The organism is Pseudonocardia sp., assembly GCF_050246655.1.
Classification (GTDB): Bacteria; Actinomycetota; Actinomycetes; order Mycobacteriales; family Pseudonocardiaceae; genus Pseudonocardia.
Map to the genome: position 1 here is coordinate 6,624 of NZ_JBFWVQ010000014.1, position 26,296 is coordinate 32,919.

Here is a 26,296-nt window from a genome sequence, read left to right on the forward strand (position 1 = left end):
TAGCGGCCCTGCACCACGTCGGTGACGTCGTGACCGTTCGTCGCGGCGAGCTCGGCGTCGGTGATGCTGTGCAGCCCCCGCTTCGCCACCGACTTCACCATGTAGAGGTACACGTCGTCCCGGCCGCCGTCGCGGCTGAGGCTGGCCCGGATCGCCATCTCGGCGAGCGTGATGGAGAAGTGCTCACTGAACCCGGCCGCGGTCGCCTGCGCGCGCATCTGCGAGTAGGTGTCCTTCACCAGCTCCAACGCGCGTGTGCGCGCCCCGGCCAGGTCGTAGGTCTGCGCCTCGCGGTCGATGAGCAGGACGAGCAGCGAGCGGTAGAAGACCGACTGCACGCTCACCTGCGCCAGGATCGTGTCGAGCTCTTCGGCCGTCGCCTCGCTGTCGAACATCCGGGCCATCCCTCCCGGGCCCGACCGTCCGGCGTGTCCGGGCGGTAGCGGCCCCGGCCGAGTTGCCGTGCCGCCGCTGGACCTCACGCCACGATGGCGGGCCGCGGTTCCCGGCGCAACGAGCTCCCGGGACGGCGCGTACACCGATCAGGTGCTGACCGCGCCACCTGACGCGGTACGCCTGCGGGTGGGCGTCGCCATCGGGGCCGGCGGCGTGGCCTGCGCGCCCTCGGCCAGTGCACCCCGCAGTTGGGCCAGGATCCGGTCGACCTCGGCGGTGACGTCCGCCGCCCCGGCCGGCTCGGCGCCGGGTGGGACGACGGTGCCCGCGGCGGTGTCGTAGATCCGCAGCAGCCGGGCGGGCCACGGGTCCTCCGCGGCCAGCAACCGCATCCGGCGGAACTCCAGCACGGCCCCCTCGGTGCTGGCCTTGTCCTCGCCCCACGCGCCCAGGCTCCCGCTGTTGGCGGTCATCGTGCCGCGGGCCATCAGGTCGACCTGCTGGCGGGCGGCCAGCTCGGCCTGGTACGCGGTGACGGCCGCGGCGGGGGCCCAGATCGTCAGCTGGGTGTCGAAGTCGGCCCCCTGGCCCCCATCGACGGCGGCGAGCACGGCGTGCAGCAGCGCGATGGCGGTGTCGCGCACGCTGTCCTTCAGGGTGGCGGTCCCCGTCGGGTAGCGCGCGTCGAGCAGAAGGAACCCGTCCGCCACGCAGGTCAGCACGGTAGCGCGCTGCGTCGGGGTACAGACCACCGCCAGCTTCTCGAAGGCGGCGAAGTAGTCCCAGGCGTCCAGTGGTGCCGACCCCGGGTCCCGGATCGACGTCAGCCAGTCGGCCACCTTCGGGCCGAACTCGGTCGCACCTTCCAGCGTGAAGCCCGGGACCACCAGCTGCTGCATCCGGTAGACGGGCATCGCGGACAGCTCCCCGAGGATGCCGTCGACGGTGTTCTTCTCCGTGTACATCGAGTCGGGGTCGTCGTGCAGCGTCGAGTAGAGGGCGCTCAGCCGCACCCGGGGCATGAGGTAGTACGCCGCCTTGGCGTAGCTGTACGGGCGGTGCGCCCGGGCGCCCATCTTGATCAGCAGCAGCACGTAGAAGACGAACCCGCGCACCCGCTCCTTTTCCGGCGCGGTCAGGTCGGCGTACCAGATGTCGCCGGTGCACAACGCCAGCGCCTCGGCCGACGCGGCGCTGACCTCCGCAAGGTCCTGCTTGCTGCTGTCCGGCCCGGCGACCAGTGCGCGGGTGACCCGCTCCAGGTTCTCCAGCGGGACACCGGCCGTCACCTGCGTCTTGCCGGGCACGATGAGCTCGGTACGGGCCTGCGTGCCGCCGAACGCGACCCCCGGACGGGCGGTCAGGACCGGCCGGGCCGCGTCGGCCGGCATCGCCCCGCCGCGCAGCTGCGCCATGGCCGCCCGGTCCGACAGGTCCACCCGGCCGCGGCCGCGCTGCGTCACGCCCCGGCGGTACCGCGCCGCGACGTCGGACAGCATCGTGCGCCTGCCGGGCTCCAGCATGCCGCGCAGGATCGAGACGAACAGGTGCAGGCGCGTCACGGACTCGACGAACTCGGCGCGGGTGTCACGGGCACCGGTCACGAACTCGGCGATGCTGCCGGTCTGCGACGTGTCGGCCTCGACGTGGAACTGGTCGGTCCCCGCGCCGCCGCCGGGGGCGCCGGTCCGGTCGACGAAGGTCTCGGTCTTGTAGGAGAGATCGACGTAGTCGCCCGACGGGCCCAGCTCCTGCATCGGGATCGTCGTCTCGATCTCGATCCCGATCTTGCGCTGCACCATCCCACCGGCCCCACCGGCCCCACCGGCCCCACCGGCCCCACCGGCCCCACCGGCGACGGGCGCGACCGGCTCCGCCGCGGCGGCGGTGCCGTCGGCCCGCCGGACGACCTCGGCCGCGACCCGGTCCGCGTCCCGCTCGTGGCGGTCTCGCGCCGGCCCCACCCGCAGACGCGCGCCGGAGACCGTCGGGCCCTGCTGCACGGTGTGGGCCAGCTCGTGCGCCAGCAGCCGTCGCCCGCCCGGAGTGTCCGGGCGGTACCGGCCCTGGCCGAAGAACACGTCCTGCCCGACCGTGAACGCCGCCGCTCCCAGGCGGCGGCTCAGCTCGGCGGCCCGCGCGTCGGCGTGCACCCGGACCTCGGTCAGGTCCGCGCCCAGCGCGCCACCCATACGCGTGCTCGTCGACCGGTCCAGTGCCTGCCCGCCCCCGCGGGCCGCATGGATCCGGCCCTGGGTGGATGCGTCCAGGTCGCCGCCCGCCAACAGCCGCTGCACGTGGCGGTTGCCGTACCGGCGCTGCGCCTCGGCCACCGACGCGGGCCGGTACGACCGCCCGGCGGCGGCCGGGGCGGTGGGCGCGGCGGTCGGGGCGGGCGCGACGAGTCGGCGACCGGGCATGACGCCACCCTCCCCGGCCGCCGGGCCACGGCGCAAGCACCCGAGACGGGCCGGCAGACACGGTCGCGACACGGGCCCGCTACACCTCGGCCCGGCGGCACGGTCGGGCTGCAGGACGTCTCGGGCGGCAAGGGCGACATGCAACGCGGCCACTACACGCGGCGCAAGCAGGCGCCGGCGGTCGACATGCTCACCCGGCGGTAGGCGCCGCGAGACGCACGGGCAGACGCTCCGGCGATCCGAGCCCGGCTATACCTGCGACCGCGACACCTGCGACCGCGACGGGAGGAGGGGGATGTTCCAGGACCTGGACGCCACCCTCGCGGCGATGCTCGGGAGCGAGCTCGCGCTGAGCGGCGTCGCGATCAGCTTCGCCGGGCCCGACGACCAGTACCCGCCGTCGAGCGTCGCACTGCCTGCGGTGTCCTTCTTCCTCTACGACATCCGGGAGAACACGCAGCTGCGCAGCTCCGGGTGGGACACCGAGGTCCGTGCGGACCGCCTCACGGTCCGTCGACGCCCGCCCGCCAGGGTCGACTGCTCGTACCTGATCACCGCATGGCCCAGTGACATCGCCCCCGACCCCGCCGAGGACGAGCACCGGCTGCTCGGCGAGGTGCTCAAGGTGCTGCTGCGCCACCGCAGCATCCCCGCGGGCTACCTGCGCGGCGAGTTGGCCGGGCAGGAGCCGCCGGTCCCCGCGCGGATCCTCGCCGAGCACCAGCTGCAGAGCCTCGGCGAGTTCTGGCAGGCCATGGGCGGCAGGCCGAAGGCGACGCTGCACTACGGCCTCACCCTGAGCATCGACCTCGACGACCCGGTGGAGGTCGGGCCGGAGGTGCGCGAGCACGTCGTCCGGATCGGTGACGTCCCGCCGGCCGAGCCGGCCACGGCACGAAGGAGCTGAAGCGATGCCCCAGTACCTCGCACCGGGTGTGTACGTCGAGGAGGTCCCCGCGGCGGTCAAGCCGATCGCCGGGGTGGGCACGAGCACCGCCGGCTTCATCGGGACGGTGGCCGACGACGTCGCGATGCCGCTGATCCCGGGCCGGACCGGGAAGAAGGAGGACGGCTCCGACGAGCCCACCGACTTCCATCGCGTCGCGGACGCCGGCACGGCGGTGCTCGTCGACAGCTGGGAAGCGTTCAAGGTCGCGTTCGGCGACCTGCAGGACGGCAACCGGATCCTCGCCCACGCCGTCTACGGGTTCTTCAACAACGGCGGCGGGCGCTGCTGGGTCACCCGGGTCGCGGGCGGCACCGACAAGCAGTACGTCGACGCCCTGGCCGGATTCGCGACGATCGACGAGATCGCCCTCGTCGTGGTCCCCGGCGTGACCAGCGACGCCGTGCAGACCGCGGTGCTCGACCACTGCGAGAGCCCCTACCTGCAGGACCGGTTCGCGATCCTCGACGGGCGACGCACGACCACCCTCACCAAGGCGGCGATCCAGGGCCGCGTCCGCGACTCCGCCTACGGCGCCGTCTACTACCCGTGGCTCGACATCGGCGAGCGCGACGCCGAGGACAACCCGGTCCACGTACCGCCGAGCGGGCACGTCGCTGGCGTCTACGCACGGGTCGACACCGAGCGGGGCGTGCACAAGGCGCCCGCGAACGAGGTGATCCGCGGCGCGCTGGGCGTGGAGACCGCGGTCGGCAAGCAGGGCCAGGCCGGGCTCAACCAGGACTGCGTCAACGTGATCCGGCAGTTCGGCGGCAACGTCACGGTCTGGGGTGCCCGGACGATGGCGGGCAAGGACTCCGAGTGGCGCTACATCAGCTCGCGGCGGCTGTTCAACTACCTGCGCGAGTCGATCGACGAGGGCACCCGATGGGTGGTGTTCGAGCCCAACGCCGAGCAGCTCTGGTCGAAGATCCGCCGCAACGTCGGCGCGTTCCTCACCACGGTCTGGGCGTCCGGAGCCCTGCTCGGCGACACCCCGGAGCAGGCGTTCTACGTGCGCTGCGACGAGACCACGAACCCGGCCGCGGTCCGCGACCTGGGGCAGGTGGTCACCGAGATCGGCGTGGCGCTGGTCAAGCCCGCCGAGTTCGTCGTGTTCCGGATCAGCCAGTGGTCGGGGCCGGCATAGTGGTCGCCCGCTCCGTGGCCCGTCCGCCCGGCGTCCATCCGGTGGACGCCTTCCCGACGCCCGAGCCCGCGTTGCTCACCGGGGTGCCCGCGTTCCTCGGGCCGGTCGTCGCGAACCCGGGCCCGCCGCGGCGGGTGGCGCTGTGGCCGCAGTTCACCGCCGAGTTCGGGACGGACCTGCCCGGGTTCGTGGCCGCCGCGGTGCACGGCTTCTTCGCCAACGACGGGGGGTACTGCCACGTCGTCCCGCTCGACGAACGCGCCTCGCCCCGGCAGCGGATCGTCGACGGTCTCGCCGCGCTCGACGGCCAGGACGACATCGACCTCGTCTGCGCACCGGACCTCATGGCGGGGCCGGGCTGGGCGCCGGACTCGGCGCTGCGCGCCGTCGCCTCGCCGTGGCGGGCCGGGACGCCGAGCCGCCCGCACGCCGAGGTCACCCAGCTGCAGGAGATCCTCACCGCGCACTGCGCCGACCGCGGCGACCGGTTCGCGATCCTGGACGCGGTGCCGGCCACCGCCCCGGCGGCCGTCGCCGAGCAGGCCGCGGTGCTGTCCAGGCCGTACGGCGGGTACGGCGCGCTCTACCACCCGTGGCTGCGCACGCGCACGGGGTCCGTCCCGCCCTGTGGGCATCTCGCGGGCGTGTACTCGCGCGGCGACCGCCGGGTCGGGGTGCACAAGGCCCCCGCCAACGAGCCCCTGGCCGACGTGCTCGACCTGGTGGCCGCGCCGACCGGCGCACAGGTCGGCGCCCTGTACGCGGCGGGCGTGAACTGCGTGCGCGCGTTCCCGGCACGCGGAATCCGGGTGTGGGGCGCGCGCACCCTCGGCGACCCGGCGGGCCGGCGCGACATCGGCGCCCGGCGGGTGGTCGGGACCGTCCACCGCTGGATCGAGCGGTTCATGGCCGGGCTGGTGCACGAACCCAACGACGTCCGACTGTGGGTGCGGATGATGCGCGAGCTGACCGCGTACCTCGACGGGCTCTACGCCGCGGGTGCGCTGCGCGGGCGCACCGCGGGCGAGGCGTTCTACGTCAAGTGCGACCACGAGACGAACCCGGCCGCCACCGTCGCCGCCGGGCTGGTCGTCACCGAGGTCGGGCTGGCCCCGAGCGTGCCGGCCGAGTACGTCGTCGTGCGCGTCGTGCACGGGGCGGGCGGGGTGGCGATCAATGCGATGTGACGTGTCCACGAGAAGGGTCCACAGATGGCGGCACGGGTAGATCCGTACGGCGGCTACAACTTCGCGGTCGAGCTCGACGGCATCACCCGCGCCGGGTTCCGCGAGTGCTCCGGCCTGGAGAACAGCCAGAACGCGGTCGAGTACCGGGAGGGCACCGACCGCAACCTCGCCCCGCGCAAGATCCCGGGGCTCAACTCCCACTCCGACATCACGCTCTCGCGCGGCATCACCGGCGACCGCACGCTGTGGGAGTGGCGGCAGAAGGCGGCGCGGGGCACCGTCGAGCGGCACGACATCTCGATCTCGCTGCTGGACGACACCGGTGCCGTGAAGATCATCTGGAACCTGTTCGACTGCTGGCCCAAGGGCTGGACCGGGCCGAGCCTCAACGCCTCCGGGGACGAGGTCGCGATCGAGCAGCTGACGCTGGCCTGCGAGCGCGTCGAGGTGGACCAGTGGAGCTGAACGGATCGGTGGCCGCGGCGCCGACCGAGTTCGCGTTCACCCTCCCCCGCGGGCTGACCGCGCCGGACGGCACGGTGCACCGCGACGGCACCATGCGCCTGGCCACCGCGTTCGACGAGATCGAGCCGCTGCGCGACCCGCGGGTGCGCGCCAACCCCGGCTACCTCGTGATCATCCTGCTCGCCCGGGTGATCACCCGGCTCGGCACCATGGAGCACGTCAGCACCCACGCCGTGGAACACCTCTACGCGGCCGACCTCGCCTACCTCCAGGAGCTGTACCAGCGCGTCAACGCCACCGGCAGCTCCCGGCTGCAGGTCGACTGCCCGCACTGCTCGGGCGCGTTCGAGGTGGAGACCGCCGGCCTGGGGGGATGACGCGCTACCCCTCGGACCAGCTGCACGAGGAGGTGGCGTACGTGGCCTATCACTTCCACTGGCCATACGAGCAGATCATGCGGCTGGAGCACCGGGAACGGCAGCGGTGGGTGAGCGAGATCGGCCGGATCAACCAGCGACTCAACGACGACGGCAGGCGGTGAGGCGGGATGACCTCGACAGGGGTACCGCTCGGCCTGAGCTGGGCCACCTCCGCCGCAACGGCCACGGCGGGCGCCTGGGTGCCCGGGCTGCGCCCGCCCGAGCCGCTGCCGACGTTCAACTTCGCGGTGGAGGTCGACGGGCTGCTGGTGGGCGGCTTCAGCGAGGTCAGCGGGTTGGAGAGCCGGATCGAGACCACGCCCTACCGCGAGGGCGGGGTCAACGGGTTCACCCACGCACTGCCGACGGTCGCCGAGCCGGGTGCGCTCACCCTGCGGCGCGGCGTCACCTCCAGCACCACGCTGTGGGACTGGCACAACGACGCCGTGCGCGGGACGGTGCGGCGGCGCAACGGCAGCATCGTGCTGCTGGACCGCCGCCAGGTCCCGGTCCTGTGGTGGAACTTCCGCAACGCGCTGCCGGTGCGCTGGGTCGGCCCGACCTTCGACGCCCGGTCCGACGAGATCGGCGTCGAGGCGATCGAGCTGGTCCACGAGGGCCTCACCCGGCCGCTGCCCGGCCAGGCCGCCGGCGCCGTCCACGATCTCGTCCGGATGGTCGCCCGGTGAGCGGCCGGTGCGCCGCGGCCGTCGCGGCACGCGGGGGCGCCCGGTGACTCGGCTCCCGGACGGCCTGGACCCGGCGCTGGTGGCCCGGCTGTGGCGGCGCGCCGTGTGCCCTGGGGTGATCGGGCCCGGGCCGGCGCAGGCGATCGCGGCCCGCCGGGACGCGATGACGGCCGCGCTGCCGCTCGTGGACCTCGTCCTGCGGCACGTGGACGGGATCGCCGCGGGGGCGGGACCAGCGGTCCCGATCGTCTACGCCGCCCCGGTGCCCGGTCCGGCCGGCCCGCCGGGTGCCCGCGGCGCGGACGGCCTCCCGGGTGACGGGCCGCCCGTCGGGACGCCGGTTGTCCCGGGAGGCGCAGGCGGATCCTCCGGTGCGGCGGCCGGGTCCGTCGCGGGCGATCCCGACCCGGCCGTGGCGCGGCCCGCGGACGGGCCGCCCGCATCGGCCGGCGCACCGCTGCGGTGGCGGGCGACCCCCGGGCCGGTCGGCACGGGCCCGCACGGCGCCGACCCGACCCGGCGGCCCGGGCCCGTCGCGCCCCGGCGGGCCGGCCCGGTCGACACGGGGCCGGTCGGCCCCCCGAGCACCGCCGGCCCCCCGGTCACCTCCGGGCTCCCCGGCACCCCCGGCACTTCCGGCACTTCCGGCACTTCCGGCACAGCCGCATCCGGCCGGACCGGCGCGGTCCCGGTCCGACCCCCGACTCGACCCGCCCCGGCAGCGACGACGGCCGATGCCACGGGGGGAACCGTGGCGGCCGGTGCCTCTCCCGCCGTCGCGGCGCCCGGGAGCGCGGTCGTCGCCCCGCGGGCCGCGGGCGCGGCAGGCGTCGGCGGCCCGACGGCCGGGGCGGCGCCGCTGGTCCGGGCTCGCATCCCGGACCGACAGCCCACCGGCCACACCACCGCCGACGACACCACGGGCCACAGCACCGGCGCGACCGGCACCGCCCGCACCACCGACGGCGCCACCGCCCGCGCCACCCCCCGGACCATCGGCGCGGCCACCGCCCGCGCCACCCTTGCCGTCCCGACCGCCGCCGGCCACCCCGCCCTGCCCACCGCCCTGCCCCTCGTCCCCGCCCGACCGGCCGGGGCCGCCGCGCGGAACGCCCCCGGCGCCACCGGGCCGCTGCCGCTGGTCGACCCGGCCGCGGCGATCGCCCGCACGGCCGGCACCCGCTCGGCGCTGGGCCTCGTCTCCCCTGAGGCGCCGACCACGCCGACCGCGCCGACCACCCCGCCATCCACCCCGCCGTCCACCAGGCCGCCGACCGCGGTCGGCATCCCCCGCCGCCCCGTCGCGCCACCCGAGCTGGACCGGGTGACGGTGGACCGGATCGCCGATGCCGTGCACCGCCGCTTCGAGCGGCGGCTGGCGGTCGAGGCCGAGCGCCGGGGGGTGCGCTGATGGCGCCGCTCCGGACGAGGGTCGCGATGGCGGGCGGCGGGTTGGAGAGGCTGCGGATCGCGTTCGAGGGCCACGACGCCGCGAGCGCGGGCCCGATCGAGGCGCTGTTCAACCCGGCCGAGATCCAGCGCTCACGGTCGGTGTCCTGGTGGCAGCGGGCCGGCGCGAGCCAGGGCGGCAGCTGGACGTGGTCGGACACCGAGCAGCAGTTCCTCGCCGTCGAACCCGAGACGCTGACGGTCGAGCTGTTCTTCGACACCTACGAGCCGCGGGGGACGCCGTGGGCCGACCCGTCCCGCGGCGGCGGGCCGAGCGACGTCACGGCGTTCACCGACCGCGTCGCCCGGCTCGCCGAGGTCGATCCCGACCTGCACCACCCACCGATCTGCCGGCTGTCCTGGGGGGCGCACGGGGCGTTCTTCACCGGTGTCCTGCGCGAGCTCGACCAGCGGTTCACGCTCTTCCTCGCCGACGGCACGCCGGTGCGGGCCACCGTCCACTGCACGTTCCTGGAGTTCCGCACGCGCGCCCAGGCGCGGCGCCGCGAGCGGCACTCCGCCGACGTCGTCAAGACCTGGCTGGTGCGCGCGGGCGACACGCTGCAGGCCATCGCCAGCAAGGAGTACCGCGACCCCGCGCTGTGGCGCCACATCGCCACCGCCAACGCCATCGTCGACCCGCGCCGGCTGGAACCGGGGACGGTGCTCACCATCCCCCGGCTGGTGCGGTGACGCCGTGTCCGCACCCGGGATCACGGTCGCCGACATGGCGATCCGGCTGAGCGGGCGACCGCTGCCGCTGGCGGCGGTGGCCGACGTGGAGTCCGTGACGGTCACCGAGGACCTCGAGGCGTTGAGCATGTTCACCCTGGTCCTGCACAACTGGGACCAGGATCGGCTGCGGGTCTCGTGGTCGGACTCTCCGCTGTTCGCTCTCGGTGCCGAGGTGGAGATCGCGCTCGGCGCGGTCGGGGACCTGCACCGCGTGCTGACCGGGGAGATCACCGGCCTGGAGCCGACGTTCGGCGGCGACCGGCCGCCGATGCTCACCGTCCGCGGCTACGACCGCCGCCACCGCCTGGCCCGCGGCCGCCGTACCCGCACCTTCTCCGGGCTCACGGACTCGGCGATCGTGACGCAGGTCGCCACGGGCGCGCGGCTGCGGGCCGACGTGACCGACACCGGCATCACCTCCGAGCACGTCGTGCAGCACAACCAGACCGACCTGGAGTTCCTGCGCGGGCGCGCCGAGCGCAACGGCTACGAGCTGCTCGTCCTCGACGACGTGCTGCACTTCCACCCGCGCCGCCACGGTGGCGAGCCGGCGGCCGTCCTGGAGATCGGTCGCGAGATCGCCGAGTTCGGCCCGCGGCTCAGCACGATGGACCAGCTCGGTGAGCTCACGGTGCGCGGCTGGGACACCGCGCGGAAGGAGCCGGTCGTCGGCCGGGCCGCCGCGGACGGGCTGCGGACGATGGGCGGCACCTCCGGGCCGGGCCGCGCCACCGGCGCGTTCGGCGCGGCCACCGCCGCCGACGTCACGACGCCGGTGCGCAGCAAGGCGCTCGCGGACCGGATCGCGACGAAGCGGTTCGAGGAGCTGGCGCTCGGCTTCGTCCGGGGCGAGGCGTGGTGCACGGGGCTGCCGAAGCTGCGGGCCGGCGACGTCGTCGAGATCCGCGGGGCCGGAACGACCTTCAGCGGTCGCTACTACCTCACCGCGGTCACCCACTCACTCACCCCGGGCGAGGGATACCGGACCCGGCTCGACGTACGGAGGAACGCGACATGACCGAGGTGCTCGGCCGGCTCGCCGCCGCGGGCGCGCCGGACGACCGGTTCTACGGCGTGACGATCGGGCTGGTGACCAACACCAAGGACCCCGACGGGCTCGGCCGGGTCCGCGTGACGATGCCGTGGCTGGGCGAGGGGATCGAGAGCGGCTGGGCGCGGGTCGCGGCCCCGATGGCCGGTGCGGGCCGTGGCTGCTACCTGCCGCCGGAGGTCGACGACGAGGTGCTGGTGGCGTTCGAGCACGGCGACCCCGAGTTCCCGTACGTGCTGGGCGGGTTGTGGAACGGCACGGACAAGCCACCCGCGGAGAACTCCGACGGGCGCAACGACGTCCGGGTGCTGCGCTCCCGCAGCGGGCACGTGATCCGGCTCGTGGACACGAAGGACGCCGAGCTGGTCGAGATCGTCGACGGCAGCGGGCGCAACAGCATCGTGATCAGCACGAAGGACGACACGGTGACGATCACGGCCGGGGCCGACGTCGAGATCACCGCGGCAGGCACCCTGCGGCTGCACGGCCGGACGGTGGAGATCACCTCGGACGCGGACCTGACGGTGCACGGCGGCGGCGAGCTGGCGGTGGAGTCCGACGCGGTGCTCACCGTCAAGGGCCGGCTCGTGCAGATCAACTGAACGGAGGTCGTCGTGGGACAGCCTGCTGCGCGGCAGGGCGACCGGGTCGTCGGGACCGACGTCCACGTCGTCCTGGTCCCGGCACCGCCGAAGGACCCGGTGCCGACACCGCTGCCGCACCCGTTCGCCGGGGTGCTCGCCGACGGGTGCAGCACCGACGTGCTGATCATGGGCAGGCCGGCGGCCACCGTCGGCAGCACGGCGACCAACACTCCCGGGCACGTCCCGGCCGCGCCGGGGACGGCCTTCCAGCGGCCTCCGGCCAACCGCGCCACCGTCCAGCAGGGCAGCGCCACCGTGCGGATCAACGGCAAGCCCGCGGCCCGCGCCGGCGACCCCGCGACGACCTGCAACGACCCGGTCGACGTGCTGGCGGGCACGGTCGTCGCCGACGGGACGGTGCTGGTCGGATGACGGACCTCACCGGCCGGGGCTGGGCGTTCCCGGTGGCCGTGGACGCCGACGGCCGCGTGCGGACGGCGAGCGGCGACGAGGTCGTCCGCCGATCCATCTGGACGATCCTGGGCACCGCGCCCGGCGAGCGCGTCATGCGGCCCGACTTCGGCTGCGGCATCCACGACCTGGTGTTCGACGTGCTCGACGCGGGGACCGCGAGCGCCGTCGCTGCCGCGGTGACCGAGGCGCTGGCCGACTGGGAACCCCGCATCGACGTCGTCGACGTGCGGGCCGTCCCCGACGACGCCGACCCGACCCGGCTGCTCATCGAGATCGACTACCGGGTGCGCGCCACCAACAGCCGGCTCAACCTGGTCTACCCCTTCTACCTGGCATGACGGACATGGCTGACAGGGCTGAGCCACCGCTCGTCGACCCCCGCGACCGCGCCGCGCTGCTCGCGCAGACGACGGCGCTCGCGCAGCGCTACAGCGCGTGGCGCCCGGGACCGGTCCCGGACCCGGGCTCGGCGCTGATCGAGATCGCGGCCCGGTTCGCCGAGCTGGTGGTCGACCGGATAAACCGGGCGCCCGCCCGCAACTACCGTGCGTTCCTCGACCTGATCGGCACCGCGCCGCTGCCCGCCGTCCCGGCCCGGGTCCCGCTCACCTTCACCCTGGCCGAGGGCGGGCCGGCGGCGGCCCCGGTCCCCGCGGGCACGCGGGTCGCGGGGCAACCCCGGCCGGGAGACACCCGGGAGATCACCTTCGAGACCGAGGAGCCGCTGGTCGTCACCGCGGCGCGGCTGACCGACGTGCTCGTCGGCGACGCCGAGAACGACACCTGGAGCGACCGGAGCGCCGCGACCGGGCCGTGGCCCGCCTTCGTCGGCGACCGCCCGGCGCCGCACGACCTGCTCGTCGCCTGCGAGCCGTTGCCGGCCGGCCAGCAGACCAGCGACGTCGTCGTCACCCTCACGCCGGTCGCCGGCGGGCCGCCGACCAGCGAGTGGCCGCTGACCTGGGCGTACTGGGACGGCACCGGGTGGTCGCCTGCACCCGCCCGCACGGACGACGGCGGCTGGCGCGCGGAGCTGGCGGACCTGCCGCGGCTGCCGCCGCGCCCGCTCGCCGGGATCACGGCGGGGTGGCTGCGGGCCCGGCTGGACCGGGCGCTGCCGCGAGGGCGCTCGGGGCTCGCCCCGGACGCCGTCGTGGTCGGCGGCCGCCCCCCGCAGGCCGAGGTGGCGGGGGTGTACCCGTTCGGCGAGGCGGGCGAGAGCACCTGGTTCTACCTGTCGGTCGACGATGCGGTGGCGGCCGGCGGCGGCACGGTGACCCTGGACGTCGCCCTCCGGCAGCCCGGCGCGCCCGCCGACCCGGCCGACCCCGTCCGGCTGGTGTGGTCGGCGAAGGTCGGCGGCGAGTGGCGGGAGCTGGGCCGGGAGGACTCGGCCGGCTGGGGGCTCTCCAACGACCCCGGCTCCCCCTTCGCCGACCCGACGCTCGCGCTGACCGGCGCGGGCACCGTCCGCTTCCGGGCGCCGCAGACGTGGCCGCGGGAGCTGTTCCGCGGGCGGCTGGGCCGCTGGATACGGGTGCAGCGGACCGGCGGGCGCTATGCCGACGCGCCCCGGCTCGGCGCCGTCGGCGTCGGGCAGTCCTTCGAGATGCCGGTCCTGGAGTCGGTGACCATCGACGTGGCGACCACCCCGGTGCCGCAACCGCCGCCCGCGGCGTTCGCCGGGCCCGTCGCGGTCGACCTCAGCGCGGACTTCCGCCCGTTCGGCGCCACCCCGGCGTTCGGCGAGACGTTCCTGCTCGCCTGCCCGGACCAGCTCGCCCGGCCAGGGGCGACGCTGCAGCTCACGGTGGCGATGACGAACGCGCGCGAGGGCGGTCCGGTGCCGCGGGTGCACACCGCGGGCAACCCCCGCGTCGCGTGGGAAGGCTGGGACGGCACCGGCTGGCGGCCCGCGCAGGTCGACGACCCGGCGTTCGCGTTCACCGCGGATGCGACGGTGCGGATCGTCGCGCCGGACGGCTTCGCGCCGGGCACCGTGCACGGCGTGCGAGGGTACTGGCTGCGGGTGCGGCTGGTCGACGGCGACTACGGGAAGCCCGCCTCGTACACGAAGGCCGGGGCGGGCTACGTGCCGGTGGAGGCGACGCTCGCGCCGCCGATGGTCCGGTCGCTGACCTGGACCCCCGCCGACGGGTCCGGCTCGGCGGCGGCCACGGCGGTCGTGAGCGTCGACCACGGCGGCCACCGGGTGCACGCGACGATGCCCGCGAGCCCCTTCGCACCGGGCCGCGAGGGCGACCCGGCGCTGTACCTCGGGTTCGACCGCCCGTTCGCACGCCGGCCCGTCGCGCTGTACCTGCAGGTGCAGGTCCCCGAACCGGAGGAGGTCGCGGCGGACCGGCTCGCCGAGCTCGATCCCCACGTCCGCGCGCATCTGACGTGGGAGTACAGCGCCCCGGACGGTTGGCGCCGCCTCGACGCCCACGACGGCACCGAGACCCTCACCCGCAGCGGCGTCGTCGAGTTCGTCGGGCCGGCGGACCTGGTCGAGCGCGAGTGCCTGGGCCGGCGCGGGCACTGGCTGCGCCTGCGCTGGCACGACGGCCAGTTCCCGGTCGTGCCGCGGCTGTGCGGTGTCCTTCCCAACACGATCTGGGCCGTGCACTCCGGCACACCGGACCGGGCGGGCGGCGCGGACGGCAACCGACCCGCGGGCACGGTCACCGCGCTGACCTCGACGGTCCCCTACATCGACGCCGTGACCAACCACGAGGACGCGCGCGGCGGGGCGGACCCCGAGACGATGGATCGGACGGCCGTCCGCGGCCCGCAGGTGCTGCGCCACGGCGACCGCGCCGTGACCGCGCAGGACCTGGAGGACCTGGCTGCGGCCGCGTCCCCCGAGGTTGCGCGTGCGCGGGCGGTGCCGCCCGCCCGGTTCGACCCGCTCAATCTCTGGCTCGACGACGCCACGTCCCCGCCCACACCGGCGCACACCGAGGCCGATGCCGGCCGGGTGGGAGTCGTCGTCGTCCCGCACGACGCCGCGCCACGGCCGGCACCGAGCCTGGCGCTGCTGCGTCGCGTGGAGGCGTACCTGGCACGGCGCTGCCCGGTCGGCGTGCGGCCGTGGGTGGCGGGGCCGGAGTGGGTGCGGGTGAGCGTCGCCGCGACGGTCGTACCGTCGACGCCCGGACAGGCCGACGAGGTGGCCGGGCGGGTGCGCGCAGCGCTGGACCGCTACCTGCACCACGGCACCGGCGGCCCGGCCGGCACCGGCTGGGCCTTCGGCGCCACCCCGCACCGCTCGGAGGTCTTCGCCGTCGTCGAGGCCGTGCCGGGGGTGGACCACGTGCCGGTGCTGCGGATCGCGCTGCTGCCCGAGTCCCCCGGGCTCGGCGCGCGGCTGCAGAGCGTGCTGGACCGCCCGCTCGTCCCCGCCGACCCGGGACGTCCCGCCGAGCCGCCCCCGGCGGACCTGCGCCACTGGCTCGCCCGCGCGCTCGTCTACTCCGGCGGGCACGAGATCACCGTGACCCTCGGGGAGGGTTGAGCCGTGCCGCAGCTGCCGAGCCTCGACGACCACACGTTCGCCGACCTGAACGAGCAGGCGCGGGCGCTGATCCCGGAGCTCTGCCCGGAGTGGACCGACCACAACGCAGGCGACCCCGGCATCACCCTCGTCGAGCTGCTGGCCTGGCTCACCGAGATGCTCCTGTTCAGCGTCGACCAGATCCCGCCTGCGCACACCGAGACGTTCCTGCGCCTGCTGGGCGGGCCCACCTGGTCACCGCCCGCCGACGGCGACCTCGACGCCGCGGTCTCCGCGACGCTGCGCGAGCTGGGCCGACGCCACCGCGCCGTCACCGCCGAGGACTACGAGCACCTGGTCGGCGAGGTCGCGGGCGTGCGCCGGGTGCGGTGCGTGCCCGGGCGCAACCTGGCCGGCGCGGACCCGGCCGCCCCGGCGCCCGCGCACGTCAGCGTCGTCGTCGTACCCGAGCCGACCGGCGATCCCCATCCCGAGCTGGACGGCTCGCTCGCGCGCACGCTGTGGGACCTGCTCGAGCCGCGGCGGCTGCTGACCACCCGCCACCACGTCGTCGGGCCCGTCTACGCCGATGTCGGTATCGCCGCCCACCTCGGCCTGCACGACGACGCACCCGCCCCGGCCGCGCTGGCCGCGGCGCGCGAGCGGCTCGCGGCGTTCCTCGACCCGCTCGGCGGCGGCCCGGACCGTGACGGCTGGCCCTTCGGGCGCGCGGTGTATGCCTCGGAGGTCTACGCCGAGCTGGCGCGAGTGGCACCGGTGCGCTGGGTCGACGGCGTCGAGGTCACCGGGCCGCCGCCGGTCCGCGGCCCCGGCGGGGAGCCGATCGGCGCCGCGCTGGACGCGCACGAGCTCGTCCGGCTCGCCCGCGTCGAGCTCGTGGCGCACGACGGCCAGGGGCGCGCCCACCCGCTGACGTGGACGGCACCACCGACCCGGACGGCACGGTCGTGAGCAGCAGCTACCTCGACCACCTGCCCGCCGCCTTCCGGGAGACCCCGTTCGTCGGCGAGTTCCTGCTGGCGTTCGAGGCGATCCTGCACGGGCACGACGACGTCGCAGGCCTGCAGGAGATCATCGGGCCGGAGCGCTCGTCGGCACGGTCGGTGCTGCGCGTCGCCGACCACCTCGACCCGGCCACCGCCCCGACGGAGTTCCTGCCCTGGCTGGCCGGCTGGGTGGGCCTGACCCTTCGGGCCGACTGGGACGCCGACACCACCCGCGGCTTCCTCGCCGAGATCGTGCCGCTCTACCGCCGCCGCGGCACGCTCGGCGGGCTCAAGCGGATGCTCGAGATCTACCTGCGGCCCCTGGGCGACACCGTCACCCGCGACGACGTGGTGATCATCGACGACTTCGCCGAGCCGGCCCACTACTTCCAGGTGCGGCTCACCCTGGCCGACGCGGACCCCGCGCGCCTGCGGGCCACCCAGGAGGTCGCGCGGGCGATCATCGACCAGGAGAAGCCCGCACACACCTTCTACGCGCTGCGGGTCGTGATCCCGACGATGCGGCTGGTCTCCACCGAGCTGCGCGACGCCGAGGACCCGCCGCCCGAGCTGCTGATCCTCGGCCGCAACACCTGGCTGGGCTCCCGATGACGTCCCCGCGACAAGGAAGCAGTGATGGCTGAGTACACGCAGCCCGACGTGGTCAACAAGCGCGTCCGGTTCTTCGACGGGCAGTTCCTCTCCGACCAGGACTTCGTCGACGAGCAGCGCTACCACCTCGACCGGCAGCGCAGGCTACCCACGCTGGTCGGCGTGCAGGGCGTCGTGCACGGCCTGGCCGTGGTGCACACGGGGACCGACCGGCTCACCGTGGGGGCCGGTCTCGCGGTCGACGGCCGTGGCCGCCAGCTGCTGGTCGAGACGGACCTGGACCTGGCGCTGCCGGCCGCGCACTTCCGCGGCGCGGCGGGCGTCGAGCTGCACCTGGTCTACGAGGAGGTGGAGTCCGACGTGGCCGTGACCGGGGGCCGCAGCGCGCGCCGGTTCCACGAGCGGCCGAAGGTCGTCGCGACGGCGCCGGACGACACCGTCGCCGTCGCCCCGGACACCGCGCCGCCGACCTCGGACGGGCCGACGGTACTGCTGGGCACGTTCTCGGTGAGCGCGACCGGGGAGATCACGGTCGACCGTGCGGCGGTGCGGCCCGCGGGGCTGTCCGTGCCCGGCGACGTCGGGATCGGCAACCCCGACCCGGAGCCCGACGGGTTCGACCGGGTCGTCGACGTGCTCGGGGCGGAGGCCACGAAGCTGTCGGTGCGGACGCCGACCGTCGACGGCCGGGTCCTCGCCCACGATCATGGCGTCTGGGGCGCCCGCGCCGGCATGGTCGTCGGCACCGCCACCGAGCACCCGCTGCAGCTCGCGACGTACGGCCGGACCCGGCTGACCATCGACGAGATCGGCACCGTCGGGCTCGCGGGCGACCTGCGCGTCGGCCCGCTCGACGGCGACGGCGCCGGCAAGCGGATGGAGGTCCGCGGCACGGACCGCGCGGAGGTCTACCTCCAGACACCGGTCGTCCTGGCCCAGTTCACCGCCCAGGACTACGACCAGTGGGGCGCGCGCACCGGCCTCGTGATGGGCACCCGCTCGGGCCATCCGCTCAGCCTCATGACCGGCGGCAACGCCCGGCTGTCGGTCGACGAGAACGGCAACGTGGGGATCGGCAACCCGTGGCCGGCAGCCCGGCTGGAGGTCGCGGGCGGCGGCGGCACGTCGGTGGACCTGCTGGTCAACGGCCGGATCCGCTCGGACAGCGACGACGGCGGCCTCTGGGTCTCCGACAACCGTTTCGTCGGCGGCCACAGCCGCGACCAGCTCGGCCTGTGGAACGGCGGCTGGCGCCTGACCGTCACCGGCGCCGGACAGGTCGGGATCGGCACCACCACGCCGAACACCGACGGGTTCACCGCCGACGCGACCGCCGACCGCGTCGTCGACGTCGTCGGCACCGGGCACACCCGGCTGTCCGTGCGCACCGCCACCGTCGACGGGCGCGTCATCGCCCACGACGCCACCGGGTGGGGCGCGGCCGCCGGCATGACCATCGGGACCGCGTCCCACCACGCGCTCGGCCTCGTGACGCGGGCGGTGGCGCGGCTGACGATCGACGCCGCGGGCGCCGTCGGGATCGGCGGCAGCCTCACCGTCGGCACCACGCTCGACGTCACCGGCAACGTCGGCATCGGTACCAGCCGGCGCGACGCGAAGCTGACGATCGCCGGCTCCGGCGGCACCACCGTCGACCTGCTCGTCAACGGCCGGATCCGCTCGAACAACAACGACGGCGGCCTCTGGGTCGCCACGGACCGCTTCGTCGGCGGCCACACCACCGACATGATCGGCTTCTGGAACAGCGGGTGGCGGCTGTCGGTGACCAGCGCCGGTCACGTCGGCATCGGGACCAGCGACACCGGCGGGCACCGGCTGCGCGTGTACGGCGGCTCCACCCACCTCGACGGCAAGCTCTGGGCCGCGGGCGGGATCAGCTACGGCTGGGACGGACGCTGGCGCAACATCCAGAACACCTGGAACCAGCTCTGCGCCTCGATCGACGAGGGCGCGATCTCGGACGGACGGCTCAAGGAGGCGGTGCGCCCCATCGGCGACGCGGTCGCGACCGTGTCCCGGTTGGCCGGGGTGCGCTACCGGTGGGGCGCGGCCGGTCTGGACCACTTCACCCGCGACATCCCGGAGACCATCTCCGCCGGACCGAACGCGACGGCGGAGCAGAACGAGCGGCTGTGGGCGGCCGAGCGCAGCCGGACCGTCAGCGGCCTGTCCGGCGACTACCTCGGCCTGGTCGCGCAGGACGTCGAGGCGGTGCTGCCCGAGGTCGTGGAGGAGGATGCGGACGGCTACAAGCGCATCCGCTACACCCACCTCGTCGCGCTGCTGATCGAGGCGGTCAAGGAGCAGCAGGCCACCATCGAACGCCTGGGCTCGCAGCTTCACGCCCTGGAAGGACCCGCTCGATGACCGACGACCGTATGACCGACGACGGCCGGGACGTGGACGAGACCGCCCTTCGCGGGCGGCTGGAGCACCGGATGAGCGAGCTGCAGGCCGAGTACCGGGCGGGGCAGGAGATGCTGGGCGAGCTGGACGCCAAGCGCGCCGACCTGCAGCAGACCCTGCTGCGCATCGGCGGCGCGATCCAGGTACTGGGCGAGCTGCTCGAAGCCGAACCCGCTGCGTCCGAGGGTCGTCGGTGACGAGGGGACGCGACCGCCTCCCCCACCCTTGTGCAGGGCCGGCAGCTCGCGAGTAGTGACGCGGCCGACGCGGGTACCTAGGGTGGGTGTACCGGTCGATGACAGGCCTGGAACGAGTGACGAGGCAAGAGGTCGCGCGACGCATTGCCCAGTCCGCTGGGGGGTCTGCCGCGACGAGCGGTGACCGGCGCGGACCGCGCGCACGCCGTCGGGCGTAGCGATGGACCAAGGGCGGTTCCGCACATGAAGGACGTACGTCGACTCGACCCCGTCTGGGCCAACCGGGGCGGGGGCGCCGTGTTCGCGGCGTGGGAACGGTTCGTGCAGGGCGAGGACCAGGTCCCCGGGGTCCGCCCCGAGGTGGCGATCTCCTGGCATCGCTGCCGGGAGCAGTACCGGGTCGACCCCCACCTCGCCGAGGCCCCGGTGGCCGTCTCGGAGGTCGACCACACGCCCGAGCACGACGTCGTGTTCGCCGAGCTGGGCTTTCGTGCCGCATCCGTGGCGCACGAGGTGGGCACCGTCGGCGGCGTCGTCACCGTCACCGATGCCACCGGGCGGATCCTCGCCGAGTGGGGCGACCAGGCCACGCTCACCCGGGCCAACGACGCGAACCTCGCGCCCTGGTTCTGCTGGTCCGAGTGCGCGGCCGGCACGAACGGCATGGGCACGGCGCTCGAGGCGCACGGGCCGGTGATGATCAGGGGTGCGGAGCACTGGTGCCAGGCGTTCCACAACTGGGTCTGCGCCGGCATCGCGGTGCGTGACGTGGTGACCAGGGAGCCGATCGCGGTCCTGAACATCTCCCGCTGGCGCAGCGAGCTTCCCGCGTCGGCAGGCGCATGGCTGGCGAACGCGGTCACCAAGACCCAGTGCCTGCTGAGGCGGCGCGCCCGGGACAGCGGCGCCGAGCTCGTCGCGGCGTATGCGCAGGCCAGGGCACGCTCCAGTACGGCGCTCGCCGCGGTGGACACCGCCGGGAAGGTGGTGATCGCCGACGACACGGCGAGCGTGCTCATGGGCGTCCCCGCCTCCACGCCGGCGGTCGACCCGACCGTGCGCTGGAACCCCGGGCTTCCGGAACTGATCGGAGCGGCCCGCTACGCCAGCAGGCAGGCAGCCCGCAACCCCGACTGGGTCGGCTCCACGCAGATCTTCACCCACCTCGCCGACGAGCCGACATCGATCACCATCCGCCCCGTCTTCCTGTCCGGGCACCTGATCGGGAACCTGGTCTCGTTCGGCGCCTCCGACGGCGCGCAGGCGCCCCAGCCGGAGCGGGCCGCACACCCGCAGCCGCGCCGGCTGGTCGCGACGCGCGACAACCGGATGGTGCTGCTGCGGCTGCCGGAGGTCTCCTTCGCGGAGTCGGACGGGAACGACGTCTGGCTGTCCACCGACCAGGGCCGGCTGCGAGCCGCCTCCCCGGGCCTGGACAAGCTCGACGACGAGCTGGCGAATGCCGGCTTCCTGCGCGTGCACCGCCGCTACGTGGTCAACCTCAGCCGCATCCGGGAGATCGAGCGCGGGCGGGGTGGCGAGCTGTTCCTGGTCATGGACGACCGGACGGACACGATGGTGCCGGTCTCCCGACGCAACGCCCCGGCCGTGCGCCGGGCACTGGACATCTGAGATCCGCTGAGTTCCGCTGAGTTCATCAGCACAACCCCGTTGCCGGAGGGATCCCCGTGTCTGACAGCAGTGACGTCAGTGACGTCGCCGTCCCCGGCAGGGACGACCGGAGCGGGGGCGGCCTCGGCCTCCCCGGACCGGCCGCGCACCGTCGTCCCCCACCGCGGGGCGCGAGCAACCGCGACTGGTGGCCGAACCAGCTCAACCTGAAGATCCTCCGGATGCATGCCGCTGCGGCCGATCCGACGGGCGACGGCTTCGACTATGCCGCGCAGTTCCGGACGCTCGATCTCGACGCTCTGGCCGCGGACGTCGACGAGGTGCTGACGACCTCGCAGGACTGGTGGCCTGCGGACTTCGGCCACTACGGGCCGCTCGTGATCCGGATGGTGTGGCACTGCGCCGGCACCTACCGCGTCGACGACGGCCGCGGCGGCGCGGGCACCGGCATGCAGCGCTTCGCCCCGCAGGACAGCTGGCCCGACAACCGCAACCTCGACAGGGCGCGCCGCCTGCTGTGGCCGGTGAAGCAGAAGTACGGCACGAAGATCTCCTGGGCCGACCTGATGGTCTTCGCGGGCAACCGGGCCCTGGAGTCCATGGGCTTCACGACGTTCGGCTTCGCCGGCGGCCGGGCCGACGTCTGGGAGCCCGACGAGGACGTCTACTGGGGCCCCGAGCGCGCCTGGCTCGGCGACGAGCGCCACAGCGGTGTCCGGGAGCTCGAACGCCCGCTGGCCGCCGACCAGATGGGGCTCATCTACGTCAACCCCGAGGGCCCGAACACCGTCCCGGACCCGCTCACGTCCGCCCGGGACATCCGCGAGACGTTCCGGCGGATGGGGTTCGGCGACGAGGAGACCGTCGCGCTGATCGCGGGCGGGCACACGTTCGGCAAGACCCACGGCGCGGCGGACCCGGACCGCCACCTCGGCCCGGAACCCGAGGGCGCGCCCCTCGAGGAGCAGGGCCTGGGCTGGCGGAGCAGCCACGGCACCGGAACGGGGCCGGACGCGATCTCCAGCGGGCTCGAGGGCACGTGGACACCGACCCCGACGCGATGGGACAACAGCTTCTTCGAGACCCTGTTCGGCTACGAGTGGGACCTGGAGCTGAGCCCCGGCGGGCTGTGGCAGTGGATCCCGACCGACGGTGGCGGGGCCGGTACGGTGCCGGACGCCCACGACCCGTCGAGGACCCACGCGCCGACCATCCTGACGACCGACCTGGCGCTGCGGTTCGACCCGGTCTACGAGCCGATCGCGCGGCGGTTCCTGGAGAACCCCGACCAGCTGGCGGATGCGTTCGCCCGGGCCTGGTTCAAGCTCACCCACCTCGACATGGGCCCGATCCCACGCTATCTCGGGCCGCTGGTCCCGCAGGAGGAGCTGATCTGGCAGGACCGGGTACCCCCGGTCGACCACGAGCTGGTCGACGCCGAGGACGTCGCCGCGCTGAAGAGCGAGATCCTCGGCTCGGGGCTGTCGGTGCCCCAGCTCGTCGCCACCGCGTGGGCGTCCGCCTCGACGTTCCGGATCAGCGACAAGCGCGGCGGGGCGAACGGGGCGCGGATCCGGCTGGAGCCGCAGCGCTCCTGGGAGGTCAACGACCCCGACGAGCTGGCCCGGGTGCTGGGCGTCCTGGAGGGGATCCAGGGGTCGTTCAACGCCTCCCGGACCGGGGTGCAGGTGTCGCTCGCCGACCTCGTCGTGCTCGGCGGGTGCGCCGCGGTCGAGCAGGCCGCCAGGAACGCAGGGCACGACGTCGAGGTGCCGTTCACGCCGGGTCGCACGGACGCGACGCAGGAGCAGACCGACGTCGAGTCCTTCGTCCCGCTCGAGCCGACCGCGGACGGGTTCCGCAACCACTACCAGAAGGGCAACCGGCTGCCGTCGGAGTACCTGCTGGTCGACCGGGCGAACCTGCTCAACCTGAGCGCGCCGGAGATGACCGTCCTCGTCGGTGGCCTGCGTGTGCTGGGTGCGAACTCCGGGCGGTCCCCGCTGGGCGTCCTCACGGGCACGCCGGGCACGCTGACCAGCGACTTCTTCGTGAACCTGCTCGACATGGGCACGCAGTGGCGGCCCGCGCCCGGGTCGGCCGGGGAGGCGTTCGAAGGCCGCGACCGCGCCACCGGGCAGCTCAGGTGGACGGCCAGCCGCGTCGACCTCGTCTTCGGCTCGAACTCCGAGCTGCGGGCGCTCGCGGAGGTCTACGCCTGCGACGACGCGCGGGAGAAGTTCGTGAACGACTTCGTCGCCGCGTGGGACAAGGTCATGAACCTCGACCGGTACGACGTCCGCTGATCACCTGCCGGGCCCGGTGGCTTACCGGGTACGAACGGTAGCTGGTGGCGGACGAACGGCGGGAGCCGGCAGAATTGGCGCCCACCCTTGTCGGGGTCATTCATCCGGCGTAGCGTCCCATATGATCACCGATTTGCGATCAGGCGAGGCCGTCGCAATCGGGTCGATGTGGTGCTGTCTCGCGCCAGGGGCGCAGCCGCAGATCGAAAACCGGTGGCATTGCTCATGTCGACCGGCGTTTCGCGCGCCGCGCGGAAGTTCGCAACGGCCGCGCCGGGCCGCCGTGATCGCGACCGATGCGGGAAATGCTGTACGGATTCGGGAAGAGGAGGTGAAGCCCGATGACGACCGCACAGGAGCGAGCCGACCTGCTGGACAAGATCGGGCTGGTCGGGCAGAACAAGGCGGCGCTGGGTCGGGTGCTCGGGACCGGAAGCATCGGACAGGCCACGGAGCGGGCCGATGGTTCGATGGCGGCGACGATCCGGATCCGGCCCGATGAGCTGTGCTGGGATCCCTCGATCCTGGTCATGCCCCACGGGGGTGATATCGAACTCGAGCTCATCAATGACGACCTGAACACGCATTGCGCGCTCTTGCCGAGCAATGGCGACCGGAAATTCATCTGGTTGGTGAACCACTCACGCGGAAGGGCGACTCTCAACCTCGACGGCCCGGGCTACTACTGGTTCAGCTCGCCCACGGGCAACGACGAGGGCCGCGGACTGACGGGGGCCATCGTCGTACTGGGGGATGTCCCGCCGGAGGCCCGGCTCGACCGGCCCGACCAGCCACGGCCCTGACCTGAGAGGAGCAGGTAAATGACCGTCGAATACGTGGATGCGGGCGAGGCCATTGATCAGGGCCTACTGAGCGGAAAGCTCGGGAGCGCGCCGCCGGTGGTCGCGGACCTCACCTACGAGCGCATTCTCAATGCCCGCTCGGAGCCCCAGAACTGGCTCACCTACTACGGCGCCTACGACGGGCAGCGGTACAGCCCGCTGGACCAGATCAACACCGAGAACGTCAAGCGCATCGGACCCGCCTGGATGTTCCAGGCAGGCACGAGCGGCATGATCGCGGGTGCGTCGACCTACGCGTTCGAGGCCGCGCCGATCGTCGTCGACGGGGTCATGTTCGTCTCCGGATGGGACGGCTGGCTCTGGGCGCTCGACGCGAAGACCGGTCAGGAGTTCTGGCGCTACAAGCACGCGATCCCCTATGACGTGTCGCTGTGCTGCGGGAACGTGAACCGCGGCGTCGCCGTGGCCAAGGGGAAGGTCTTCCTGGTCACCGGGAACGCCCACGTGATCGCGCTCGACGCCACGAACGGCAAGCGTGTCTGGGACCGGACCTACGGAGACGTGCGGGCCGGGGAGAGCGGCACGGTCGCTCCGCTGGTCGTGAAGAACATGGTCATCGTCGGGAGCTCCGGCGGGGAGTTCGGGACCCGCGGTCACCTGGACGCCTTCGACGTCGACAGCGGCGAGCACCAGTGGCGCTGCTACATGGTGCCGAAGCCGGGCGAGCCCGGCTCGGAGACCTGGCCCGCCGACGGCGAGGCCTGGGCACGCGGTGGCGCGAACTGCTGGATCACCAGCACGTTCGACCCCGAGACCAACCTGCTGTACGTGGGCACCGGCAACCCGGCACCCGACTTCGACGGGGGCGTCCGCGAGGGCGACAACCTCTACACCGACAGCATCGTCGCCGTCGACGTGGACGCGGGCCAGATCCGCTGGCACTACCAGTGCACCCCGCACGACCTGTGGGACTACGACAGCACCATGGAGTGCATCCTGTTCGACTCGGGCGGGCGCAAGCTGCTCGGCCACTTCGACAAGAACGGCTACTTCTTCGTGGTGGACCGCACGAACGGCGAGCTGGTCCAGGTCACCCCCTTCGTGGACCGGATCGACTGGGGGGCGATCACGAGGGACGGCAAGGTGACGCCCAGGCGGTACCCCGACAAGGAAGGGGACCCGGTCCACTTCTGGCCGGGACCGGCCGGGGCCAAGGAATGGACGCACGCCGCCTACAGCCCGAAGACCGAGCTCTTCTACGTCCCGGTGCAGGACGTCGGTGCCACGGCCACACGGCGGCGCCGGGAGTTCAAGGAGAGCATTCCCTACTGGGGCGCGGGCGTTCAGGTGGACGCCGACGACATGGCCGGGTCCGTCAGCGCGTTCGACGCCTCGGGCGAGGAGAAGTGGCGCTGGCGCAACGAGATCCCGATGTGCGCGTCGGTGCTGGCCACGGGCGGCGACCTGGTGTTCGCCGGTGAGCCCTCCGGTGAGTTCAACGCGCTCGACGCCCGCACCGGGGAGCTGCTGTGGCAGTTCCAGTGCGGGAGCGGCCACCACAGCAGCCCGACGACCTACATGGTCGACGGCAGGCAGTACGTCGCCGTGCCCGTCGGGTGGGGCGGCTGGATCGAGGGGTTCCTCCCCGGCATGCTCGGCGCCGGCCACGGCAGCGCACTGATCGTCTTCGCCCTGCCGGAATCGTCCTGACCGCACGGCAGAAAGGAGGTGAGAGCCATGGAGTCCGCCGCTCAGCTCCAGGTGTGGGAGACCCCGGAGTTCGAGGAGATCGGGGTCGCGCCTGAGATCACCATGTACGTGGCGACGCTGGACGACTAGCGGACCCGGAGG

The 26,296-nt window shown here is 74.0% G+C and carries 25 protein-coding genes; 23 read left to right on the top strand and 2 right to left on the bottom strand.

Going from position 1 to position 26,296, the window contains the following annotated elements; genetic code table 11:
• Positions 1–395: hypothetical protein (locus AB7J25_RS07445; protein WP_428506453.1), on the bottom strand; the 395-nt coding region annotated here is incomplete at its 3' end.
• Positions 396–542: 147 nt separating this feature from the next.
• A complete protein-coding gene (locus AB7J25_RS07450; protein WP_428506455.1) occupies positions 543–2,816 on the bottom strand; it encodes an eCIS core domain-containing protein in 2,274 nt (757 codons plus the stop codon).
• Between the two features lie 295 nt (positions 2,817–3,111).
• Here AB7J25_RS07450 and AB7J25_RS07455 point away from each other — a divergent pair, with 295 nt between their 5' ends.
• The 23 genes from AB7J25_RS07455 to pqqA all read left to right on the top strand — a co-directional run bounded on the left by AB7J25_RS07455 (position 3,112) and on the right by pqqA (position 26,284).
• On the top strand, positions 3,112–3,723 hold the full coding sequence (locus AB7J25_RS07455; protein WP_428506457.1) for a DUF4255 domain-containing protein: 612 nt from the start codon (positions 3,112–3,114) through the stop codon (positions 3,721–3,723).
• A 4-nt stretch (positions 3,724–3,727) separates the two neighbouring features.
• Positions 3,728–4,912: a phage tail sheath family protein gene (locus AB7J25_RS07460; RefSeq protein ID WP_428506459.1), complete on the top strand. Its 1,185-nt coding sequence runs from the start codon at positions 3,728–3,730 to the stop codon at positions 4,910–4,912.
• A gap of 14 nt (positions 4,913–4,926) precedes the next feature.
• Positions 4,927–6,099 (top strand): phage tail sheath family protein, encoded by a 1,173-nt coding sequence (locus AB7J25_RS07465; RefSeq protein WP_428506461.1) that lies wholly within the window; start codon positions 4,927–4,929, stop codon positions 6,097–6,099.
• Positions 6,100–6,123: 24 nt separating this feature from the next.
• Positions 6,124–6,564 carry a phage tail protein gene (locus tag AB7J25_RS07470; protein ID WP_428506463.1) on the top strand — a complete coding sequence of 147 codons (441 nt, stop codon included), beginning with the start codon at positions 6,124–6,126 and terminating at the stop codon, positions 6,562–6,564.
• Entirely contained in the window at positions 6,555–6,941 is a 387-nt protein-coding gene (locus tag AB7J25_RS07475; protein ID WP_428506465.1) for a phage tail assembly protein, read from the top strand. The genes AB7J25_RS07470 and AB7J25_RS07475 overlap by 10 nt, the downstream gene beginning before the upstream one ends.
• Positions 6,938–7,105, top strand: a complete 168-nt coding sequence (locus tag AB7J25_RS07480) for a DUF6760 family protein (RefSeq protein ID WP_428506467.1) — start codon at positions 6,938–6,940, stop codon at positions 7,103–7,105. The genes AB7J25_RS07475 and AB7J25_RS07480 overlap by 4 nt, the downstream gene beginning before the upstream one ends.
• A gap of 6 nt (positions 7,106–7,111) precedes the next feature.
• Positions 7,112–7,672, top strand: coding sequence for a phage tail protein (locus AB7J25_RS07485; protein ID WP_428506469.1), 561 nt, complete (start codon positions 7,112–7,114; stop codon positions 7,670–7,672).
• A gap of 43 nt (positions 7,673–7,715) precedes the next feature.
• Positions 7,716–9,083, top strand: a complete 1,368-nt coding sequence (locus AB7J25_RS07490) for a hypothetical protein (protein WP_428506471.1) — start codon at positions 7,716–7,718, stop codon at positions 9,081–9,083.
• Positions 9,083–9,814: a LysM peptidoglycan-binding domain-containing protein gene (locus tag AB7J25_RS07495; RefSeq protein WP_428506473.1), complete on the top strand. Its 732-nt coding sequence runs from the start codon at positions 9,083–9,085 to the stop codon at positions 9,812–9,814. The genes AB7J25_RS07490 and AB7J25_RS07495 overlap by 1 nt, the downstream gene beginning before the upstream one ends.
• A gap of 4 nt (positions 9,815–9,818) precedes the next feature.
• Positions 9,819–10,874, top strand: a complete 1,056-nt coding sequence (locus AB7J25_RS07500) for a phage late control D family protein (protein WP_428506475.1) — start codon at positions 9,819–9,821, stop codon at positions 10,872–10,874.
• Positions 10,871–11,509, top strand: coding sequence for a phage baseplate assembly protein V (locus AB7J25_RS07505; RefSeq protein WP_428506477.1), 639 nt, complete (start codon positions 10,871–10,873; stop codon positions 11,507–11,509). Before AB7J25_RS07500 ends, AB7J25_RS07505 begins: the two co-directional genes overlap by 4 nt.
• 12 nt (positions 11,510–11,521) lie before the next feature.
• On the top strand, positions 11,522–11,923 hold the full coding sequence (locus AB7J25_RS07510; RefSeq protein WP_428506479.1) for a PAAR domain-containing protein: 402 nt from the start codon (positions 11,522–11,524) through the stop codon (positions 11,921–11,923).
• A complete protein-coding gene (locus AB7J25_RS07515) occupies positions 11,920–12,303 on the top strand; it encodes a GPW/gp25 family protein (protein ID WP_428506481.1) in 384 nt (127 codons plus the stop codon). The genes AB7J25_RS07510 and AB7J25_RS07515 overlap by 4 nt, the downstream gene beginning before the upstream one ends.
• A gap of 5 nt (positions 12,304–12,308) precedes the next feature.
• The gene (locus AB7J25_RS07520) at positions 12,309–15,482 is read left to right on the top strand and encodes a baseplate J/gp47 family protein (RefSeq protein ID WP_428506483.1); all 3,174 of its coding nucleotides are present in this window, start codon (positions 12,309–12,311) and stop codon (positions 15,480–15,482) included.
• 3 nt (positions 15,483–15,485) lie between these two features.
• Complete coding sequence (locus tag AB7J25_RS07525; protein WP_428506485.1) at positions 15,486–16,433, top strand: baseplate J/gp47 family protein; 948 nt, start codon at positions 15,486–15,488, stop codon at positions 16,431–16,433.
• Positions 16,397–17,080: a phage tail protein gene (locus AB7J25_RS07530; protein ID WP_428506487.1), complete on the top strand. Its 684-nt coding sequence runs from the start codon at positions 16,397–16,399 to the stop codon at positions 17,078–17,080. The genes AB7J25_RS07525 and AB7J25_RS07530 overlap by 37 nt, the downstream gene beginning before the upstream one ends.
• 24 nt (positions 17,081–17,104) lie before the next feature.
• A complete protein-coding gene (locus AB7J25_RS07535) occupies positions 17,105–19,468 on the top strand; it encodes a tail fiber domain-containing protein (RefSeq protein ID WP_428506489.1) in 2,364 nt (787 codons plus the stop codon).
• Positions 19,465–19,704, top strand: a complete 240-nt coding sequence (locus AB7J25_RS07540; RefSeq protein ID WP_428506491.1) for a hypothetical protein — start codon at positions 19,465–19,467, stop codon at positions 19,702–19,704. The genes AB7J25_RS07535 and AB7J25_RS07540 overlap by 4 nt, the downstream gene beginning before the upstream one ends.
• A gap of 243 nt (positions 19,705–19,947) precedes the next feature.
• Complete coding sequence (locus AB7J25_RS07545) at positions 19,948–21,336, top strand: LytTR family transcriptional regulator DNA-binding domain-containing protein (protein ID WP_428506493.1); 1,389 nt, start codon at positions 19,948–19,950, stop codon at positions 21,334–21,336.
• Between the two features lie 56 nt (positions 21,337–21,392).
• Positions 21,393–23,642, top strand: a complete 2,250-nt coding sequence (gene katG, locus AB7J25_RS07550; RefSeq protein ID WP_428506495.1) for a catalase/peroxidase HPI — start codon at positions 21,393–21,395, stop codon at positions 23,640–23,642.
• 341 nt (positions 23,643–23,983) lie between these two features.
• Positions 23,984–24,445 (top strand): MSMEG_3727 family PQQ-associated protein, encoded by a 462-nt coding sequence (locus tag AB7J25_RS07555; RefSeq protein ID WP_428506497.1) that lies wholly within the window; start codon positions 23,984–23,986, stop codon positions 24,443–24,445.
• An 18-nt stretch (positions 24,446–24,463) separates the two neighbouring features.
• Positions 24,464–26,155 (top strand): PQQ-dependent dehydrogenase, methanol/ethanol family, encoded by a 1,692-nt coding sequence (locus AB7J25_RS07560; protein ID WP_428506499.1) that lies wholly within the window; start codon positions 24,464–24,466, stop codon positions 26,153–26,155.
• 27 nt (positions 26,156–26,182) lie between these two features.
• Positions 26,183–26,284, top strand: a complete 102-nt coding sequence (gene pqqA / locus AB7J25_RS07565; protein WP_428506501.1) for a pyrroloquinoline quinone precursor peptide PqqA — start codon at positions 26,183–26,185, stop codon at positions 26,282–26,284.
• Positions 26,285–26,296: the final 12 nt, after the last annotated feature.

Coding starts and splice junctions, on each gene's coding strand:
- AB7J25_RS07450 (WP_428506455.1), bottom strand. CDS start 2,816: ATGCCCGGTCGCCGACTCGTCGCGCCCGCCCCGACCGCCGCGCCCACC.
- AB7J25_RS07545 (WP_428506493.1), top strand. CDS start 19,948: ATGAAGGACGTACGTCGACTCGACCCCGTCTGGGCCAACCGGGGCGGG.
- pqqA (WP_428506501.1), top strand. CDS start 26,183: ATGGAGTCCGCCGCTCAGCTCCAGGTGTGGGAGACCCCGGAGTTCGAG.
- AB7J25_RS07485 (WP_428506469.1), top strand. CDS start 7,112: ATGACCTCGACAGGGGTACCGCTCGGCCTGAGCTGGGCCACCTCCGCC.
- AB7J25_RS07515 (WP_428506481.1), top strand. CDS start 11,920: ATGACGGACCTCACCGGCCGGGGCTGGGCGTTCCCGGTGGCCGTGGAC.
- AB7J25_RS07470 (WP_428506463.1), top strand. CDS start 6,124: ATGGCGGCACGGGTAGATCCGTACGGCGGCTACAACTTCGCGGTCGAG.
- AB7J25_RS07540 (WP_428506491.1), top strand. CDS start 19,465: ATGACCGACGACCGTATGACCGACGACGGCCGGGACGTGGACGAGACC.
- AB7J25_RS07560 (WP_428506499.1), top strand. CDS start 24,464: ATGACCGTCGAATACGTGGATGCGGGCGAGGCCATTGATCAGGGCCTA.
- AB7J25_RS07535 (WP_428506489.1), top strand. CDS start 17,105: ATGGCTGAGTACACGCAGCCCGACGTGGTCAACAAGCGCGTCCGGTTC.
- AB7J25_RS07480 (WP_428506467.1), top strand. CDS start 6,938: ATGACGCGCTACCCCTCGGACCAGCTGCACGAGGAGGTGGCGTACGTG.
- AB7J25_RS07505 (WP_428506477.1), top strand. CDS start 10,871: ATGACCGAGGTGCTCGGCCGGCTCGCCGCCGCGGGCGCGCCGGACGAC.
- AB7J25_RS07460 (WP_428506459.1), top strand. CDS start 3,728: ATGCCCCAGTACCTCGCACCGGGTGTGTACGTCGAGGAGGTCCCCGCG.
- AB7J25_RS07495 (WP_428506473.1), top strand. CDS start 9,083: ATGGCGCCGCTCCGGACGAGGGTCGCGATGGCGGGCGGCGGGTTGGAG.
- AB7J25_RS07555 (WP_428506497.1), top strand. CDS start 23,984: ATGACGACCGCACAGGAGCGAGCCGACCTGCTGGACAAGATCGGGCTG.
- AB7J25_RS07520 (WP_428506483.1), top strand. CDS start 12,309: ATGGCTGACAGGGCTGAGCCACCGCTCGTCGACCCCCGCGACCGCGCC.
- AB7J25_RS07455 (WP_428506457.1), top strand. CDS start 3,112: ATGTTCCAGGACCTGGACGCCACCCTCGCGGCGATGCTCGGGAGCGAG.